General features: G+C 42.2%; 13 protein-coding genes, 1 rRNA gene and 2 pseudogenes. 9 read left to right on the forward strand and 7 right to left on the reverse strand.

Annotated features, from left to right (window positions below; genetic code table 11):
* The 6 genes and pseudogenes from rrf to FTU16_RS12485 form a co-directional block, all read left to right on the forward strand.
* Window positions 1–100, forward strand: a 5S ribosomal RNA gene (gene rrf, locus FTU16_RS12465); the annotation flags it as partial.
* Between the two features lie 155 nt (window positions 101–255).
* Complete coding sequence (locus FTU16_RS12470; protein WP_180163382.1) at window positions 256–1,455, forward strand: MFS transporter; 1,200 nt, start codon at window positions 256–258, stop codon at window positions 1,453–1,455.
* Between the two features lie 313 nt (window positions 1,456–1,768).
* Window positions 1,769–2,041, forward strand: a complete 273-nt coding sequence (locus tag FTU16_RS16540; protein ID WP_257227133.1) for a hypothetical protein — start codon at window positions 1,769–1,771, stop codon at window positions 2,039–2,041.
* A gap of 27 nt (window positions 2,042–2,068) precedes the next feature.
* Window positions 2,069–2,599, forward strand: a pseudogene (locus tag FTU16_RS16545) (M48 family metallopeptidase); the annotation flags it as partial.
* A gap of 227 nt (window positions 2,600–2,826) precedes the next feature.
* Window positions 2,827–5,238 (forward strand): YgiQ family radical SAM protein, encoded by a 2,412-nt coding sequence (locus tag FTU16_RS12480; protein ID WP_180163383.1) that lies wholly within the window; start codon window positions 2,827–2,829, stop codon window positions 5,236–5,238.
* A gap of 434 nt (window positions 5,239–5,672) precedes the next feature.
* Window positions 5,673–6,215, forward strand: a complete 543-nt coding sequence (locus FTU16_RS12485; protein WP_180026510.1) for a DUF2726 domain-containing protein — start codon at window positions 5,673–5,675, stop codon at window positions 6,213–6,215.
* A gap of 79 nt (window positions 6,216–6,294) precedes the next feature.
* Here the strand turns inward: FTU16_RS12485 and FTU16_RS12490 are convergent, their stop codons facing one another.
* The 6 genes and pseudogenes from FTU16_RS12490 to mdtD form a co-directional block, all read right to left on the reverse strand.
* Window positions 6,295–6,651 carry a RidA family protein gene (locus FTU16_RS12490; RefSeq protein WP_180026511.1) on the reverse strand — a complete coding sequence of 119 codons (357 nt, stop codon included), beginning with the start codon at window positions 6,649–6,651 and terminating at the stop codon, window positions 6,295–6,297.
* Between the two features lie 29 nt (window positions 6,652–6,680).
* Window positions 6,681–8,000: pseudogene (gene shiA / locus FTU16_RS12495) on the reverse strand (shikimate transporter).
* A 235-nt stretch (window positions 8,001–8,235) separates the two neighbouring features.
* On the reverse strand, window positions 8,236–9,291 hold the full coding sequence (gene dinB / locus FTU16_RS12500) for a DNA polymerase IV (RefSeq protein WP_180163384.1): 1,056 nt from the start codon (window positions 9,289–9,291) through the stop codon (window positions 8,236–8,238).
* Window positions 9,292–9,354: 63 nt separating this feature from the next.
* On the reverse strand, window positions 9,355–10,368 hold the full coding sequence (locus FTU16_RS12505) for an MBL fold metallo-hydrolase (RefSeq protein WP_180163385.1): 1,014 nt from the start codon (window positions 10,366–10,368) through the stop codon (window positions 9,355–9,357).
* A gap of 59 nt (window positions 10,369–10,427) precedes the next feature.
* On the reverse strand, window positions 10,428–11,213 hold the full coding sequence (locus FTU16_RS12510; protein WP_180163386.1) for a GH25 family lysozyme: 786 nt from the start codon (window positions 11,211–11,213) through the stop codon (window positions 10,428–10,430).
* Between the two features lie 77 nt (window positions 11,214–11,290).
* A complete protein-coding gene (mdtD, locus tag FTU16_RS12515) occupies window positions 11,291–12,682 on the reverse strand; it encodes a multidrug transporter subunit MdtD (protein ID WP_180163387.1) in 1,392 nt (463 codons plus the stop codon).
* Window positions 12,683–12,882: 200 nt separating this feature from the next.
* On the opposite strand from mdtD, the gene FTU16_RS12520 reads away from it, so the two are divergent.
* Complete coding sequence (locus FTU16_RS12520; RefSeq protein ID WP_180163388.1) at window positions 12,883–13,020, forward strand: hypothetical protein; 138 nt, start codon at window positions 12,883–12,885, stop codon at window positions 13,018–13,020.
* 156 nt (window positions 13,021–13,176) lie between these two features.
* Window positions 13,177–14,142: a hypothetical protein gene (locus FTU16_RS12525; RefSeq protein ID WP_078189479.1), complete on the forward strand. Its 966-nt coding sequence runs from the start codon at window positions 13,177–13,179 to the stop codon at window positions 14,140–14,142.
* Between the two features lie 85 nt (window positions 14,143–14,227).
* On the opposite strand, the gene FTU16_RS12530 is transcribed toward FTU16_RS12525, so the two are convergent.
* Complete coding sequence (locus tag FTU16_RS12530; RefSeq protein ID WP_078189478.1) at window positions 14,228–14,848, reverse strand: TIGR00730 family Rossman fold protein; 621 nt, start codon at window positions 14,846–14,848, stop codon at window positions 14,228–14,230.
* Between the two features lie 320 nt (window positions 14,849–15,168).
* On the opposite strand from FTU16_RS12530, the gene FTU16_RS12535 reads away from it, so the two are divergent.
* Complete coding sequence (locus FTU16_RS12535) at window positions 15,169–16,740, forward strand: TerC family protein (protein WP_180163389.1); 1,572 nt, start codon at window positions 15,169–15,171, stop codon at window positions 16,738–16,740.
* Window positions 16,741–16,864: the final 124 nt, after the last annotated feature.

Raw genomic sequence — 16,864 nt, forward strand, 5'->3', positions numbered from 1 at the left:
AAGAGTGAACCACCTGATCCCTTCCCGAACTCAGAAGTGAAACCTCTTAGCGCTGATGGTAGTGTGGGGTTACCCATGTGAGAGTAAGTCATCGCCAGCTCATTATTCGAAACACCCCCTGACTAGTGCAGGGGGTGTTTTTTTATGCGGGGAGAAAAGGGGCGAAGAAAACAAAGAATTCTTCATTCATTTTTATGTGATTTTTAAATTAAAGGCTGAAAGGCGTATACTATCCGTGTCATTGATGGAAAGCTCATGTCTGATTTAGCTTCAAACGCTCATTATATTGAATACGGCACACGACCATTTCTTGCCATTTTATTTTCTTTATTTTTAGCAGGCTTCGCAATTTTTTCATCGTTGTATTGTGTACAACCGATGATGCCAATTTTTGCGGATTTCTTTCATGTCAGTCCGACACATAGCAGTTTCCCTTTATCTTTTTCTACTATTGCTTTAGCAATAGGACTACTTTTCACCGGTTTGATTTCAGATCGATTCGGTCGTAAGCCTGTGATGGTCATCGCTTTATTTTTGGCAGCATCACTTTCAATTATCAGTTCTATATTTCCCCTTTGGGAAATATTTTTACTGAATCGCGTGCTGATCGGATTAAGTGTTAGCGGTGTTGCTGCTGTTGCAATGACTTATATTGGAGAGGAAATTGCGCAAAAAGATATAGGCTTTGCAATGGGCCTGTATATCTCGGGTACCGCAATTGGTGGAATGGGGGGGCGTCTCATTGCTGGGGTATTGATTGATTATATTAGTTGGCAAAATGCCATGATGATTATCGGCATCATTAACCTCTGTATAGCCACAGCGTTCTTCTTATTACTTCCAGCATCTCAACATTTTCAAGCTTATCCCATTCGTTTCAACCGATTTTACGAATCTTTCGTTAAAAATTTAGTAGATCCTAAGCTTAGAATCTTATTCCTTCAAGGTTTTATCCTCATGGGATGTTTTGTCTCTATATTTAATTATATGAGCTACCACCTATTAGAAGAACCTTATCAACTTTCTCAAACTTGGATTGGGTTAATTTCCATAGCTTATTTGGCCGGAATATATAGTTCACCTCGGGCTGCAAGTTGGGGGAAACGCTTTGGGCGTGAAAAAGTTTTACCTGCAATGCTGATCATGATGTTGTTGGGGCTGTTGATTATACTCATTCCGGCATTTTGGTCAGTCATTTTGGGGCTGATTGTATTCACTTTCGCTTTTTTTGCAGCGCATTCCACTGCGAGTAGTTGGGTTTCGGTTCAATCCCTGCAGTACCGTGCCGTAGGTTCATCGCTGTATTTATTTTGCTACTATTTAGGTTCTAGTATCTTGGGTAGTAGTAGTGGTTTGGTTTGGGAAATGTCTGGTTGGATGGGGTTGACGAGCTTTATTGCTGTTATTTTGATGATCGGTTTATTTTTAGCAATAAAATTGAATAAATTAAAATAGAAATATGTGAATAAGCTATTATTTAATATTCGTTTTACATCTATTTTTTTATATAAATAACACTATAAAAATGGCGGAATTTACTATTTTTATGATTATAAAACTTTAGTCTAATATTTTTTAAAAGGTGCCTCATAATAATGAAACGCATCACAATATAATAAATAAAATATTTTTGGTTATCATTTTTAAAATTTAATATATTTTTAAATAATTGATATTAATAGTTTATTTGTTTTTTTTGAATATTTTTGCACTTGTTTTTAGATAGAATTATATATAGATCAATATTGGTATTAAAATTAAGGCGATTATGAAAAATTTAACTATTTTAATGATGGCTTTGGTTTTTATCTTAATCTCAGCTTGTGCAAATACCACGAATTTAGGGACAGCAGGTGCAGAGCGTAAACAGTTTTTTATCGTTCCTCAAAAGTTATTAACTAAACAGCCGGATAGAACCTATCAACAATTTATTCATCAAGCGAAAGACAAGCAACTTTTGATCATAGATCCGAAATTGGATCAGGTTTTAAATAAACTCAAAAAAAATGCGGAGTTTTACCGTCAAGGTTCGAGTCAATAGGATTGGCAAGTCAGTGGGAATCTCAATAAAGATTTAAATGCACATGGTTTTCCAAGTGGGAAAATTGTCATTAACACGGGTTTGTATTGGAGTTTAAAGCTGACTGAAGATGAATTGGCATTTGTGATGGCGCATGAAATGGCACATGCTCTGCGTGATCATCATCGTGAGAAGATTTCCCTGCTGTTTGCAAGTCAGGTGGCGATGATTTCTTCAACTGCGGGTATCGGTGCGCTTGCAACGGCTGCCAGTAGTGTGACTGAGCAAGCGGTTTTTCTGCCTAAAGTTTCAAAATTTGAACTAGAAGCTGATGTCCTTGCACTTGATCTGATGTCGAAAGCGGGCTTTTATCCAAATGCAGCATTGAGTTTTTGGCAAAAATATCAGCAGGAAACGACACGCCGTCAAATGCTTGATGTAAAACCATTGATGACTCAAGATAGTATAGATAAGCGTAAGGTTTATATTGAAAAATATTTACCTGAAATGCACATTCAATTTCAACAGGCGCAGGCTGTAATGTTGAATAAAAATGCGATAACTCATGGCACATTCTAGATTGATTTAAATTGTACAAAGATCCAAATGATTTTTAAATCTAGTTTTAAAGTCGATGCTTTAGCACTATTACATCTGATGTCTATATAAAACAATTCAATGATTCTGTAGCTGTTGTATAAATTATAATCAAGCATGATGAATGGAATTCATGGTAAAATGATCGGCTTTCATCTTCTTTGATCTTTTTTCAGATCATTCCATCTGCCAGCCGAGAATTGCTAGCCATGTCTACTGCTTATACTATGCAGACTGCGCCAAAAGCGTTGTTTGATTACGACAAATATTGGGCGTCATGTTTTGACCCTGCGCCATTTTTGCCGATGTCACGCGAAGAAATGGATCAACTCGGTTGGGACAGTTGTGACTTTATTTTGGTCTGTGGTGATGCCTATATTGACCATCCATCATTCTGCTCAGGCATTATTGGTCGTACTTTAGAAGCGCAAGGCTTCCGTGTCGGTATTATTGCACAGCCGGATTGGACAGATGTTGAAGCTTTCCGTGTGTTAGGTAAGCCGAATATCGCTTGGGGCGTGACTGCCGGCAACATGGATTCGATGATCAACCGTTATACGGCTGACCGTAAAATCCGTTCAGATGATGCCTATTCTCCTGATAATCAACCGAATAAACGCCCAGACCGTGCAGCAACCGTGTACTGCCAACGTGTGCGTGAAGCTTATCCAGATGTGCCTGTATTATTGGGCGGTATTGAAGCCTCGCTGCGCCGTATTGCACATTATGATTATTGGTCAGACAAAGTTCGTCGTTCAGTATTGATGGACTCAAAAGCTGATTTATTAATGTATGGTAACGGTGAGCGTTCGATCACTGAAATTATGCATCGTTTGGCGCGTGGCGAAAAAATTCACGAAATTACCGATGTTCGTGGTACAGCATTTATTGTGAATAAAAATAACCGGGCTTCAAAAGCGAAGTTTGTTGAAATTGCATCGAATGATGTTGATGCAATTGGCCGTGTCGATCCGATCATTAACCCTTATGTGATGACCGAAGACCTTGAAGGCTGTGAAATCGAAAAAGGCAAAGACAGCGTTACGCAATATCAAGGCTTCCAAAAAGAAGCGGTAGCAAATCCGATTGTTCGTGAAGGTGATAACTTAGACGCCGACACACAAATCGTGCAGCTGCAGCCTGCATCAAAAGCCATTAAGCATAAATTGCCGCCGCGTGAATTGGCGGTGATTCGTTTACCTGCCTATGAAGATGTGGCGAATGATCCTGTACTGTATGCACATGCCAACCGTATTTTGCATTTGGAAACCAATCCGGGCAATGCGCGCGCGATGGTGCAAAAGCATGGTGAGCGTGATGTTTGGCTGAATGCGCCGCCGATTCCATTGACAACAGAAGAAATGGATTATGTGTTTGACTTGCCGTATGCGCGTCTGCCGCATCCAGCTTATGGTGAAGCGCGTTTTCCTGCCTTTGACATGATTAAGTTCTCTGTGAACATTATGCGCGGCTGTTTTGGCGGCTGTACCTTCTGCTCAATTACAGAGCATGAAGGGCGTATCATCCAAAACCGTTCTGAAGAATCGATTTTGCGTGAAGTTGAAAAAATTCGTGATACCGCACCGGGATTTACTGGGATCATTTCTGACTTAGGCGGCCCAACGGCCAATATGTACCGTTTGGCATGTAAAGATCCTGAGATTGAAAAGAACTGCCGTAAGCCGTCGTGTGTATTCCCTGGTGTGTGTCAAAACTTGCACACAGATCATGCACCTTTAACCCAGTTATACCGTAAAGCGCGTTCATTGCCGGGGATTAAAAAGATTCTGATCGGTTCTGGTTTACGCTATGACCTTGCGGTGTTAAACCCTGAATATGTCAAAGAATTGGTGACACATCACGTTGGCGGTTACCTGAAGATTGCGCCAGAACATACCGAAAAAGGCCCGTTATCGAAGATGATGAAGCCGGGGATCGGGACCTATGACCGTTTCAAACAAATGTTTGATCGTTTCAGTAAGGAAGCAGGGAAAGAGCAGTATCTCATTCCTTACTTTATCGCAGCGCATCCGGGTACGACTGACTATGACATGATGAACTTGGCGATTTGGCTGAAGAGGAATGGGTTCCGTGCCGATCAGGTGCAAACCTTCTATCCATCACCAATGGCGACTGCAACGACCATGTATTACACCGGTAAAAACCCGCTGGCTAAAGTGGCGCGTTATACCGAAAATGTCGATATCGTAAAAGGTGAAAAACGCCGTCGTTTGCATAAAGCCTTCTTGCGTTATCATGATCCAAACAACTGGCCATTGCTGCGTGAAGCGCTCAAAGAAATGGGCCGTCAGGATCTGATTGGTAACTCAAAACAGCATTTGATTCCGACGTATCAACCGGCTGGCAGTGCTGAGGGTCAATACCAATCTGCACGTAAAAAGAACTCAAGCATTGCGGGTGATTCACAAAAACGTACAGGCGAACAAGGTAATCGGACGAAGGCTGCTCAATCGCGTCCTTCAAATACCAAGAAGCGTCCTGAGCGTGGTCAAATTTTGACGCAGCATACTGGTCTGCCGCCGCGTGAAACGGGTGAAGCGAAAAAACCTTTTGGCGGTTCGAAACCCAAAGGAAAATCGAAGCCTAAATCACGCGCTTAAAATGATGAAATAAAAAAAGACACTTCGGTGTCTTTTTTTATGGCTGATATGCTCGGCAGCATCAGACAGTTTGCATTTTTATATGTTGTTACAAGCTCAATGCCATATGTGCGTCGGTTATCTCAATGAAATACGAGCAAAATTTGACAGCTTATCGGAATTGTCAGACAGTGAGAGGAAATGCACTTGCTGTCGTTTTAGCGAATGATCTAAAGTATCTGTATATAGCAATGGATGCTATTACTCTGAATGAAGTGGCATGTGATGTTTGACGCTTTAAGTTTGCAACTTTTTGTCAGTTTAAATACGTATTGTGTGAAAGTTAGAGTTATTTTTTTTAATAGGAAATTAAAAAAATAATACTGGTTGTATACTTCATCAGTATAAGAAGTATGTGAAAAACCAAAAATATAAGAAATATAAAGGATTATGAGATGACTATATACATAGTAATAGGGAGTATTTTACTCTTCTGTGTGCTCATAATGGCTTGGAAAAGTTTAGAAGGTGATTCTAAGCAACAAGATAGCGCATTGAAACAACGTGCTATTTTCAACATTAATGAGCAATTAACCTACACGCGTTTAAAAGAAATTTTGCCTAAGCATACGATCCTTGCGCATGTGTCTTTTGATGCACTGTTGACCACGAAATATTATCGTACACGTAATAAGTACCGTAATATGGTGGCGGACTTTGTCGTCCTAGATGAACAGCATCAGATCTTGGCGATCGTCGCTTTAGATGATCCAATGGTGCTAAAACGGATGCAGCAGTCGCAATATCAAGATGCTTTGCTCGCTTTGGCAGGCTATCGTGTCATTCGTTATGATGATGTGCCTGAGTACGTTCAATTACGCGAAGATTTCTTAAATGAGCAGCGTGTACAAGCGCCATTTGTGCCGATTAATGATCTGAAAAAATATCATTTATATTCAGATTTGGAACGTAAAAAGATCAAAATTATTGGATCTTAGGGATTCAAAGAGCAAAATTTTTTGCAAAAAAAAGCATGGCTTTAGACATGCTTTTTTTATTGTTATTCAGGCTTAATGATTATTCAGGCTTAACGGCTACGACAGTTAATTCTACCCGCACACGCGGGTCGTATAATTTGGCTTCAACACAAGTTCTGGGTAATGCTTCAATATCTGACACCCACGCATCCCATACCTCATTGAATGCGGCATAATCCTGTTCAATATCTTTAAGATAAATGGTCACTGACATAATCTGGCTTTTATCTGTACCGGCATCTGCAAGGAACTGATCAATAAGCTCAAATGTTTGCTGTGTTTGTCCTTTGATGTCTAAATCAAGGTCTGTTGCCAATTGACCTGCCAAATGGATCAATTGACCTGAAATAGCGATTTCGGAGAAGCGTTTTGAAACATGCAGGCGTTGGATGGTCATGCGGAATATCCTGAAAGCAAAAAGGTCACTTAATCTTGAGTTTTAGGCATTGTAGCTGCAACCAAGGCCGTCAATAAACAGCCAACAGCAAGGTAGATTGCCACATAATGCCATGAACCATCACCCCAAATCACCAAAGCTGCTGCAATCATTGGAGTAAAGCCACCACCGATAATACTAGCCACTTGATAGCCGACACCTGCGCCACTGTAGCGATAGGCGGTACCAAACAAGGAGGTAAAAATCGGCTGGTGTACACTCACCACCATATCATGGGCAATATTGGCAAGGAAAATTGCACCGACAATAATTAGCCAAGTATTTTGTGCATCAAGGGCCATGAAGAAGGGAAAAGCTGAAAGCGCACCAATCAATCCACCCAGCACGCACATTTTACGATGATCAAATCGATCTGCTAGCCACGCAAGCAAAGAGGGGAATGCTGAAGCAGCTAATTGCACCAACCATTAAGGTGATATTGAGGAAGAACTGTTTGTCCATGCCCAATTGAGCGGTGAGATAATTCAGTGCAAAGTTCGTCACCAAATACATGGTGAGTAACTCGGTCAGGCGCAGCGCAATAATGTAGAAAAAGGCTTTTGGGTGTTGGCTAATCGCTTGCAGAATCGGTAATTTTTGTGGCGTTTGTTGAGCTTTGACCACATGGTCGACAAATTCTTGAGATTCGTCTTGATCACGTCGAATCCACATCGCGATAGCCAGCAAGATAATACTGGCAATAAAGGGAATTCGCCATGCCCAATCAGCAAAAGCATCTTCACCCAAAGTGGCAATAATCAAAGACACAGGCCTGTTGCCAGAACGAGTCCGACGCCATAGCCAATTTGTACACCACTACTGTAAAAGGCTTTTTTGCCTTTCGGGGCATTTTCTACAGCCATCAGGGCAGCGCCGCCCCATTCACCACCGACAGCAAAACCCTGTATTGCCCGAAGTGTTACGAGTAGGATCGGGGCCCACCAACCGATGGCCGCAAAATTGGGTAATAAACCGATACCGACAGTCGAAATGCCCATCAGGATGACGGTGAGCACCAACATTTTTTTCCGACCCAGTTTGTCACCAAAGTGTCCAAATACAATGCCGCCTAAGGGGCGGAACAGGAAGCCGACGCCAAATGTGGCTAAAGCAGCAAGCGTGCCCATATTGTTGTCAATACTGGGGAAAAACTGATCTTTGAAAATGAGTGCGGCCACAATGCCATAAAGTAAAAAATCGTACCAATCGACTACGGCACCAATGAAGCTACTTAATGCGGCTTTACGAGCACGTTGTTCTTGATTTTGTGAAATATTTTGAAGATTTGGAGCAGTTTTTGCAGAAGGCATACAGCGGGGTATTCCATGATTGACAACAGAGTTGCCCTGTAATATTCGGATTTGATCGTCACGCCAATCACAGGACAGCATGCTGAAAGTAAAGGTGATTTTCAGCATCTCAGCGCATACACGGATAATGTAGTGCGCTGATAGAGTACTCTAATTTTAGGCTTTGTGAATAGCAAATTGCTTTAATTTTGTTCTTCTGCCTAAATCTTAAGCAAATACGATCTTCTTGATGTTTTTAGAGCAGCGAAAGTTGTGCTTCTTGGTTTTGCGCACTTAATTGATAGACCCCTACGCCAATCAGACGAAATTGATCGTCCTCAGGAATATGCATTTCATGCAGTAATTGCTGCAATACCTGCGCAAGGTCTTCACGATGATTCAGTGACGTTTTAAAACTTTTACTGTGCTGTAGCACTTGGAAATTCTTCAGTTTTAATTTAGCCGATACACCGCGCGCGCTTAACTGCTTTTTTTCTAAACTAGACCAAACTTGGTCAATCAGTTTGGGCCAATAGGGCTGACATTGGCTCAGGGTGAGATCATCATCAAAAGTGGTTTCTTTGGAAATTTGCTGACGTTCACGGCTAGATTGGACCGGTCGTTCATCAATGCCTTGTGCATACAGATAGAGTTGTCGTCCATATTTACCGAAATGATGAATCAGAACGGCTTCTTCAATTTGTTGTAAATCACCTAATGTATTGAGTTGCATGGCTTTTAATTTTTCTTGAGTCACTTTTCCCACACCAGGAATTTTTTTCAGTGCCAAGTCATGGATGAAATGCAGAACTTGTGATGGTTTGATAATACAAATGCCATTGGGTTTGTTCCAATCAGAAGCGACTTTAGCCAAAAATTTATTGGGCGCGACACCTGCAGAGGCAGTTAAACCAGTGCTTTGTAAAATCTCTGCCTGAATTCGCATAGCGACTTCGGTGGCGCTCGGAATGTGTTGTAAATTTTCTGTGACGTCCAAATAAGCTTCGTCTAAAGATAGCGGCTCAATCAGCGACGTATAGCGTTGAAAAATGGAATGAATTTGCGCCGAAACAGCACGATATTTTTCAAAATTAGGTTCGATCACCACGACCTGTGGGCAGAGTTTACGGGCCTGTGCCATCGACATCGCAGAACGTAAACCAAATTCACGTGCAGGATAGGACGCGGCACAGATGACCGCACGAGGGTGATGTGAAGACACAACAACAGGAAGCTGCTTGAGTTCTGGACGTTCCCGCAGCTCTACTGATGCAAAGAATGCATCCATGTCGATATGTATGATTTTCCTCATGCCTAGTTAGATCAGTGCCTAAAAATTGAATGTCAGTATCGCACAGTCAATCCAACGCTTTCCTCAATTTTTTAACTCGAACGACACAGGTTGACTGAGTAAAACCACCTTGGTGTTTTGAGCTGCTGCCGACTGTATCAATAGATTTAGACTTTGAGGGGTGTCATCGGCAAAGCGGGGTAAAAATTCGAGCTCTGGATTCAGTGGTTTGAAAAAATTATCCCAATGAATTGGAATCACGGTGCTGGGTTGAAGAGTCGCTAAGGTTTCTTTGAAATATTGCTGTTGAAACGCTGTCGTTTGCTTGGAAAGCTGAGCGATGCCTAAAAAGAAGGTATCGACTTTTAGTTCTTGCAACTGTTTGGGCACAGCACCCGTACTGGCTTTGACTAAACTGTAATGCGGCCCATGTTGGATGAGATAATCATATGATCCACCTTCTTTAAACTGACTAAAATGTGCAGGGAGTTGTAGTGGCTGCGAAATTTGTTCCCCCAAATCATCATTAACGGCCGTTGGCGGAGTATGTTGCGAGGGGATCGCAGTAATGGTGAATTTACCGATTTGCATCGGCTGCCAAGCTTGAACTTCGTGCAATTGTGATTCAGCGATTGGCATTGCCCGTGCGATATTTAAGGTGCTTTTAGAGCCGACAATCATGGCCTTGGGGAGCTGGTGGGCCAACATTGGAATATCGAGCGCATGATCATAATGTGAATGAGTCACGAAAATAGCACGAGTGCGTTTTAAGTCGTATTGGTCGATATAGCTGTGTAATAAAGGCTGATCACTTTGGATTTGAGTGAATATGGTCCGACTGAGTGAAGGTCGACTAAAGAAGCCGTCTATGAGAATTTGCTCTTGGCCATCGTCAAAAAGTAAGGTGGAAACGCCAAAGAATTTGACGTGATAGGGCGCCGCTGAGCGAGTATCTGTAGTGCTTTGTGTGGGAAGTTGATAATGCCACGTTTTAAACGCTGCCAAGGTCCCTGAAGGTTGGATCAAATATGCCAATATCCCGATGGCGAGGATCATAAAGACTGAAAATATAATAAGAAAAATTTTTAAAATACGCATCCTGCGACTCAGTTTTCATGGATTATTTTGTTCGATGTTGTCCTGAGTCGGTGAATAAATCAACGGGGTTTGATCGGGGAAACGCCATTTTTGTCTAAAAAATCAGTCCAAGCCTTATCATCACCTGAAAATACATTTAAATCGACGCTGGTCGAGATGCCTTGAATTTGTCCTTGATTGGTATGTTGCCAAATCAGCCATTTCGGATTGTTTTTTAGATCGGGCGGGCCTTTATATTCACGGACCCACAGCGGCGTCTGTTTAAACTCGCCAGCTAAAACAATATTATAAAAAGACTTCGAGGTATAAAAAATCGGTTGTTTGCCATAATGGCGGTGCAAGCGATCATGCATATAAGTGATTTCTTTGAGTAACTGCTCTTTGCTGTAGGTGTTAATGCAGTTGGTGTCATATTCCAAATCAATCACGGGAGGAAGGGCGTCGGCTTTTTTTGGCACGGAAGCAATAAAATTTTCTGCCTGAATCTTGCCATCACGGCACAGACGATAAAAATGATAGGCCCCAACTAAAAAGCCGTTTTCCCGCGCTTGTAACCAGTTATCTTGAAATTTTCGATCTTTAAAATCACCACCTTCCGTAGCTTTGAGATAAACGAATTGGTATTTTTTAGGTGAAATTTTTGACCATTGAATATCTTTTTGATGATGAGAAACATCAAAGCCTTTGACGGGATATTCTTCTGCAGATGCAGGGCGATGTGGCATCACAGCTAAATAACCCAATCCAGCCACCACCATGACGCCGCTGATAGCGCTGAGTGCAATAATTGGGGTGTATTTTTTGAATGAACTTTTAGAGGTACGTGATTTGGCTTTTTTAGGCATGAAAATGTATCCAAGTGTCCTTTTTATCATAACCCTTTAAGGGCTGAACTGTCATAGATTTGCCCGATGACACAGGTTTAGACATCCACATGTTTAGGAATTTGCCAAAAAATCGCTGCGGTAATCAGGTTAATGCAGCCGAGTAAAATCAAGGTGCTATGGAATGCCGTTTCGATTTGTGCAGCACCATAATAGGCCGTAAACACGTTGACTAAAGTCCCAGCCAAAGCCACACCGATACTCATCGACACCATCATAATCATCGACAAGAAACTGTTGCCACTGCTGGCATCTTGTTGGGGTAAATCTTTGAGGGTTAAGGTATTCATCGAAACGAATTGCAGCGAATTTAAAATACCAAAAATAAAAAAGTGTAAGGCACGTAACCACGTGGGGGTCTCAGCCGTAGAGAGCGCAAAACTGCAAATACAAGCGCCGACCAAGCAGGTATTTACCAATAACACTTTACGATAGCCAAAGCGTTGAATAATTTGACGAATAATCGGTTTGGATGCCAATGAACCGAGTACCGTCGGTATCATCAATAAACCTGTGATAAAAGGCTCAAAGCCAAAAGCCACTTGTAGCATTAAGGGAATCAAAAATGGCATGGCATTGCCGCCAAGGCGGGCAAAGAAGTTGCCGATAATACCGATGGCATAGATCCGATTTTGAAATAATTTACTGCGAAACAGCGCATTGGCATGGGTATGTGCATGAAAGGCATAGATCAAACTGGCGATGATCCCCGCAGCGACCAAAAGCAGGCTCCACCATAGCGGCAGATGCGGGCTGGCAAAGTTTTCAATGCCTAACGATAACCCCACCATGGCGACGACCAATAAGAAAAAACCCATAAAGTCGAAGCGTTGTACGCTCGGTTCGGTCACATTGGGCATGGCTTTAAAGGTAATGAGTACCCCTAACATTCCCATTGGAATGTTAATTAAAAAGATCCAATGCCATGTTGCGACTTCCACCATCCAACCGCCAAGGGTAGGACCAATTAAGGGCCCCATTAAACCAGCAAGGCTCATCAGACTCATAGCCGATAAAAACTGTGTCCGAGGAATCACTTTGAGCATCGCCAAACGCCCAACAGGCAGCAGTAATGCGCCACCTATACCTTGAATTACCCGATAAACCAGCAGCTCATTCAGGCTATTGGCCATGCCGCAGCCTAGCGATGCTAACGTAAAAATAATAATGGCTGTGAAATACGTATTTCGTACACCAAAACGATCGGCCAACCAACCACTTAAGGGAATACACGCTGCGACAGACAAGACATATGCCACGACCACACTATGCATTTGAAGTGGGTCTTCACCTAGACTTCTCGCCATAGCAGGGATTGCGGTATTGACGATGGTCGTATCCAGGCCTTGCATAAAAAAGCCAATAGAGACCAATAGCACTAGAAGTCTAAATTCGGGTTGTAAAGCCTGATGCGTTGGCGTGCTATTCATAAGTCAATAAAGCTGAGATTTTTAAACAGTTTAAATGAATATTGCCATTCAGATGTAGTAAAAGCTTTGCATAATTGAGCCAAAAAATTGCAAGAAAAATGCAATGAAAGTTTCATCTCTATGCAACCTAATGTTTATAACTTGGTCATATTTTAATAAAAGACGAATGAAAACATGAAACTACAAGTTTCGGCACTGATGTGGTTAAACAAGGCGATGTGGGACCTGAAGGTCTGATTTTTATTGCGGCCAAAGATTCGCCCAATTCCCAACCTTTGTTGGTGGTTGGAAATGAAGTGAACGGTAGCACTGCGGTTTATCAGATTAAATTGAAATAATTAAATTTTAAATTGTTGTTTTATCTAAAATTTTTATTTTAATGTCGAGAAAAGCACGGCACAAAATTGTATGAACGCCAGATAAACTGTCATAATGCGCTCAAGTCCTTCATTTATTGGAGGGCTTTTTCTTTATGGCAAAGGTGTTTTGTTTTCATGACAATCGAAATTCTGATGGTCATAGGCTTCTGTCTCGCGGCCTATTCTATTGTCGGTAATGATGTGCCACAGACATTGGGAACCTTTATTTCATCCAATGCGCATCGCCCTTGGTGGCTGTTGTGGATCTATGTCAGCAGTATTCTAGCCATTGTATTGGTTTATGGTTGGTACAGTTCTGGCGTGGGGGATGCATCTTATGGTCGTTTAGAAACGATTCCATTTCCCGCAGAAGGGGTCACGTGGCTCTATATTGTGCCACCGATCTTACTGATCATTTTGACTCGCTACGGAATCCCGGTCAGCACCACATTCTTAGTGTTAACGATTTTCTCTCCGAGTAGTCTTGGCTCGATGTTAACCAAGTCCATGATGGGTTATGCGGTAGCTTTTGTTGTCGCGATTATTGTTTATCGTTTTGTGATTAAAGGCATCTCGGTTTATTTCAGTAAAACACGTGATGAAACACCCTCGAATATTTGGGTGGGACTACAGTGGGTTTCGACGGCATTTTTATGGAGTCAGTGGCTGATTCAGGATTTGGCCAATATTTTTGTCTACGTCCCTCGTCAGGTGCCGCTGGAGTTCCTGATTTTTGCAATTGTGGTGTTTATCGTACTGCTTGGGATCATTTTGTACCAACGTGGTGGGGCGATTCAGGGCATTATCGACACCAAAACGGGTGTGGCTGATATCCGCTCGGCAACCATTATTGACTTTATGTATGCCTTGATTTTATTGGTGTTCAAAGAGTGGAGTAATATTCCAATGAGTACCACTTGGGTGTTCTTGGGTTTACTGGCAGGACGTGAATTTGCCATGTCCATGCATTTACATGAAGTGAATAAATATAGAACTTCACGAAATGTCAGCAAAGATGCGATGAAATTGATGCTTGGTTTATTGATGAGTATTTTCTTAGCGACAACCTTGCCATGGTTCTATCGTGTGGTGTCCGGTTAAGTCGACACGATCTCGATTTGAATTAGGACATCGAGCAATAAAAAAGGGGAATGATTTATTCCCCTTTTTGACATCTAAAATACAGTTAGACCACGAAATTTTTCGGGCAATCTAAATTTTTCAGTGCACTAAAGATCTGCTTAGAAGAATTACATACGATCAGTTTGGCACGATGCTGCGGCGGCAAGAAACCTTCAGCGACCGCATGGTCTAATTGTGCAATCAGTGCATCATAGAAGCCATTGACGTTATAAAGCATCATCGGCTTTTGGTGTTGATTCAACTGTCCCCAAGTGGCGATTTCTAAAATTTCTTCGAATGTGCCGAGACCACCGGGCAGGGCAACAAAGGCACTGGCACGTTCTGCCATCATGGCTTTACGCTCATGCATACTGCGCACGACGTGTAATTCAGTCAAATGATTATGTGCAATTTCATAATCCAACATAAACTCAGGAATCACACCAACGGCTTCGCCGCCATGTTCGACCACAGCGTCAGCGACTTGACCCATCAGGCCAATACTGGCGCCACCATAGACCAGACCAAAACCATGTTCAGCCAAGCCTTGCGCCAATGCGATGGCTTTTTCTTGATAAATTGGATTGTTCCCAGAGCGGGAGCCGCAATACAGTGCGATTAAAGGTTGTGTTGTAGCAGGAGAAGGATTACCACGTTTTTCTGTCATTTTTAATCCGCTATTCATTACGTTTTAATTTTACCTTAGCATGTTATTTTTTATGACACTACATTGGCAGCTAAATATGACAATTTAATGTCATCACTGGGTTTAAATTCTTCCATACTGAGATTGTACTTTGGTAAAAAAGGGTGAATTTTTACCTTAACTTGCTATACTTAAAACTTCATTTCAAGCTAAAGAACCGTCATGGGTAGTGGTTGTTGTCACTCAGCACACATCAAAATATTAGAAAGAACGCCATTAAAAGCGTTTGCGCATGTCCAATGCATTTCATCTTCAAATCAGCATGATCTACGTGTGAATAACATTCAGGAGATACAACCATGATCTTTGAATGGATGTCCGATCCTTCTGCATGGGTGGGTTTATTAACACTGGTGGTGCTTGAGATTGTTTTAGGTATCGATAACCTGGTTTTTATTGCGATTCTTGCGGAAAAATTACCGCCAGAACAGCGTAATACCGCACGGATTGTCGGCTTATTGCTTGCACTGTGTATGCGATTGGTCTTACTGGCCTCAATTGCATGGGTGGTGACTCTAACCAATCCACTGTTCCATATTTTCGACCATCCATTCTCCGGTCGAGACCTAATCTTACTGTTTGGTGGGGTGTTCTTGCTATTTAAAGGCACCATGGAACTGCGTGAACGTCTTGAAAACAAGCCGATGCTCAAGGAAGAAAATCCTGTGCATGCGACGTTTTGGATGGTGATTGTGCAGATTGTGGTGCTCGATGCTGTGTTCTCGCTCGACAGCGTGATTACCGCTGTCGGGATGGTGAAACACCTGTCAGTCATGATGATTGCGGTCATTATTGCTGTCGGCATCATGCTGTGGGCATCTAAGCCTCTGATGAACTTCGTGAACCGTCATCCAACGGTAGTGATTCTGTGCCTGTGTTTCTTGATGATGATCGGTTTCTCGCTCTTAGTCGAAGGCTTTGGTTTCCATATTCCAAAAGGCTACTTATATGCAGCCATTGGTTTCTCCGTACTGATTGAGTTTTTGAACCAAACCATGCGTCATAATCAGGAAAAAATGGTGACAACCACAGACTTACGTTATCGCACAGCCTCAGCGGTGATGCGTATGCTTGGTGGGAGAAATGTTGCAGACAATCAAAATGAAAATGAAGATGTGCTTGCAACACGTGCCTTTGCCGATGAAGTCTTTGATGAAGACAACGGGGTTTACCACAGTGTCATGGTACAAGGGGTACTGGGTTTATCTGAACGTCCAGTGAAGTCAGTGATGACACCTCGTCCTGAACTAGAATGGATTGACTTGGATGAAGCGCCTGAGGCGATTCGTGCTCAATTACTCAGTACCACGCATTCACGTTTGATTGTGGCACACGGCGAGTTAGACAATATCGCGGGTGCGGTACTGACTCATAAAGTCATGAATGACTATATTGAAACAGGCGTACTTGATTTTGAAAAGCATCTCCGTGAGCCTGTAGTGGTGCATGAAAATGCACAAGTCTTGATGGTGATGGAACAACTGCGTCAAGCGCCGTTGCAAATGGCCTTGGTGTTGAACGAATACGGTTCAATTGAAGGGATTGCAACACCAATTGATATCTTAGAAGCGATTGCTGGTGAGTTTCCCGATGAAGATGAACCGGAGACAGCAGCAGAAAGTCTCGATGATGGATCATTGTTACTCGATGGCTCAACTGACATTCGTCATGTGTCTTTATTGTTGGGTCGTGACTTGGTGGATGATGCTGAACAGTATTCGACATTGTCCGGATATATCTTATTTCATTTGGGCCGTTTACCAGCCAATGGTGAAAAATTCAAAGCGGATGAACACATCTTTGAAGTGGTCACAATGGATGGTCATAAGATCGAAAAAGTGCATGTCATTCCCATGCCAACTGAAGATTAAGTTGCGTATCGGGGGGTAATCTATATAGATCACTGATGTTACGCACGTAAAAGTAATTACGCATTTTTAAAATGATTTTTAAGTCTATTCGACGGAGTCTTACATCTAGGGTTTAAATAAAGGG

This window comes from Acinetobacter sp. YH12069 (assembly GCF_013419675.1).
Lineage (GTDB): Bacteria > Pseudomonadota > Gammaproteobacteria > Pseudomonadales > Moraxellaceae > Acinetobacter > Acinetobacter amyesii.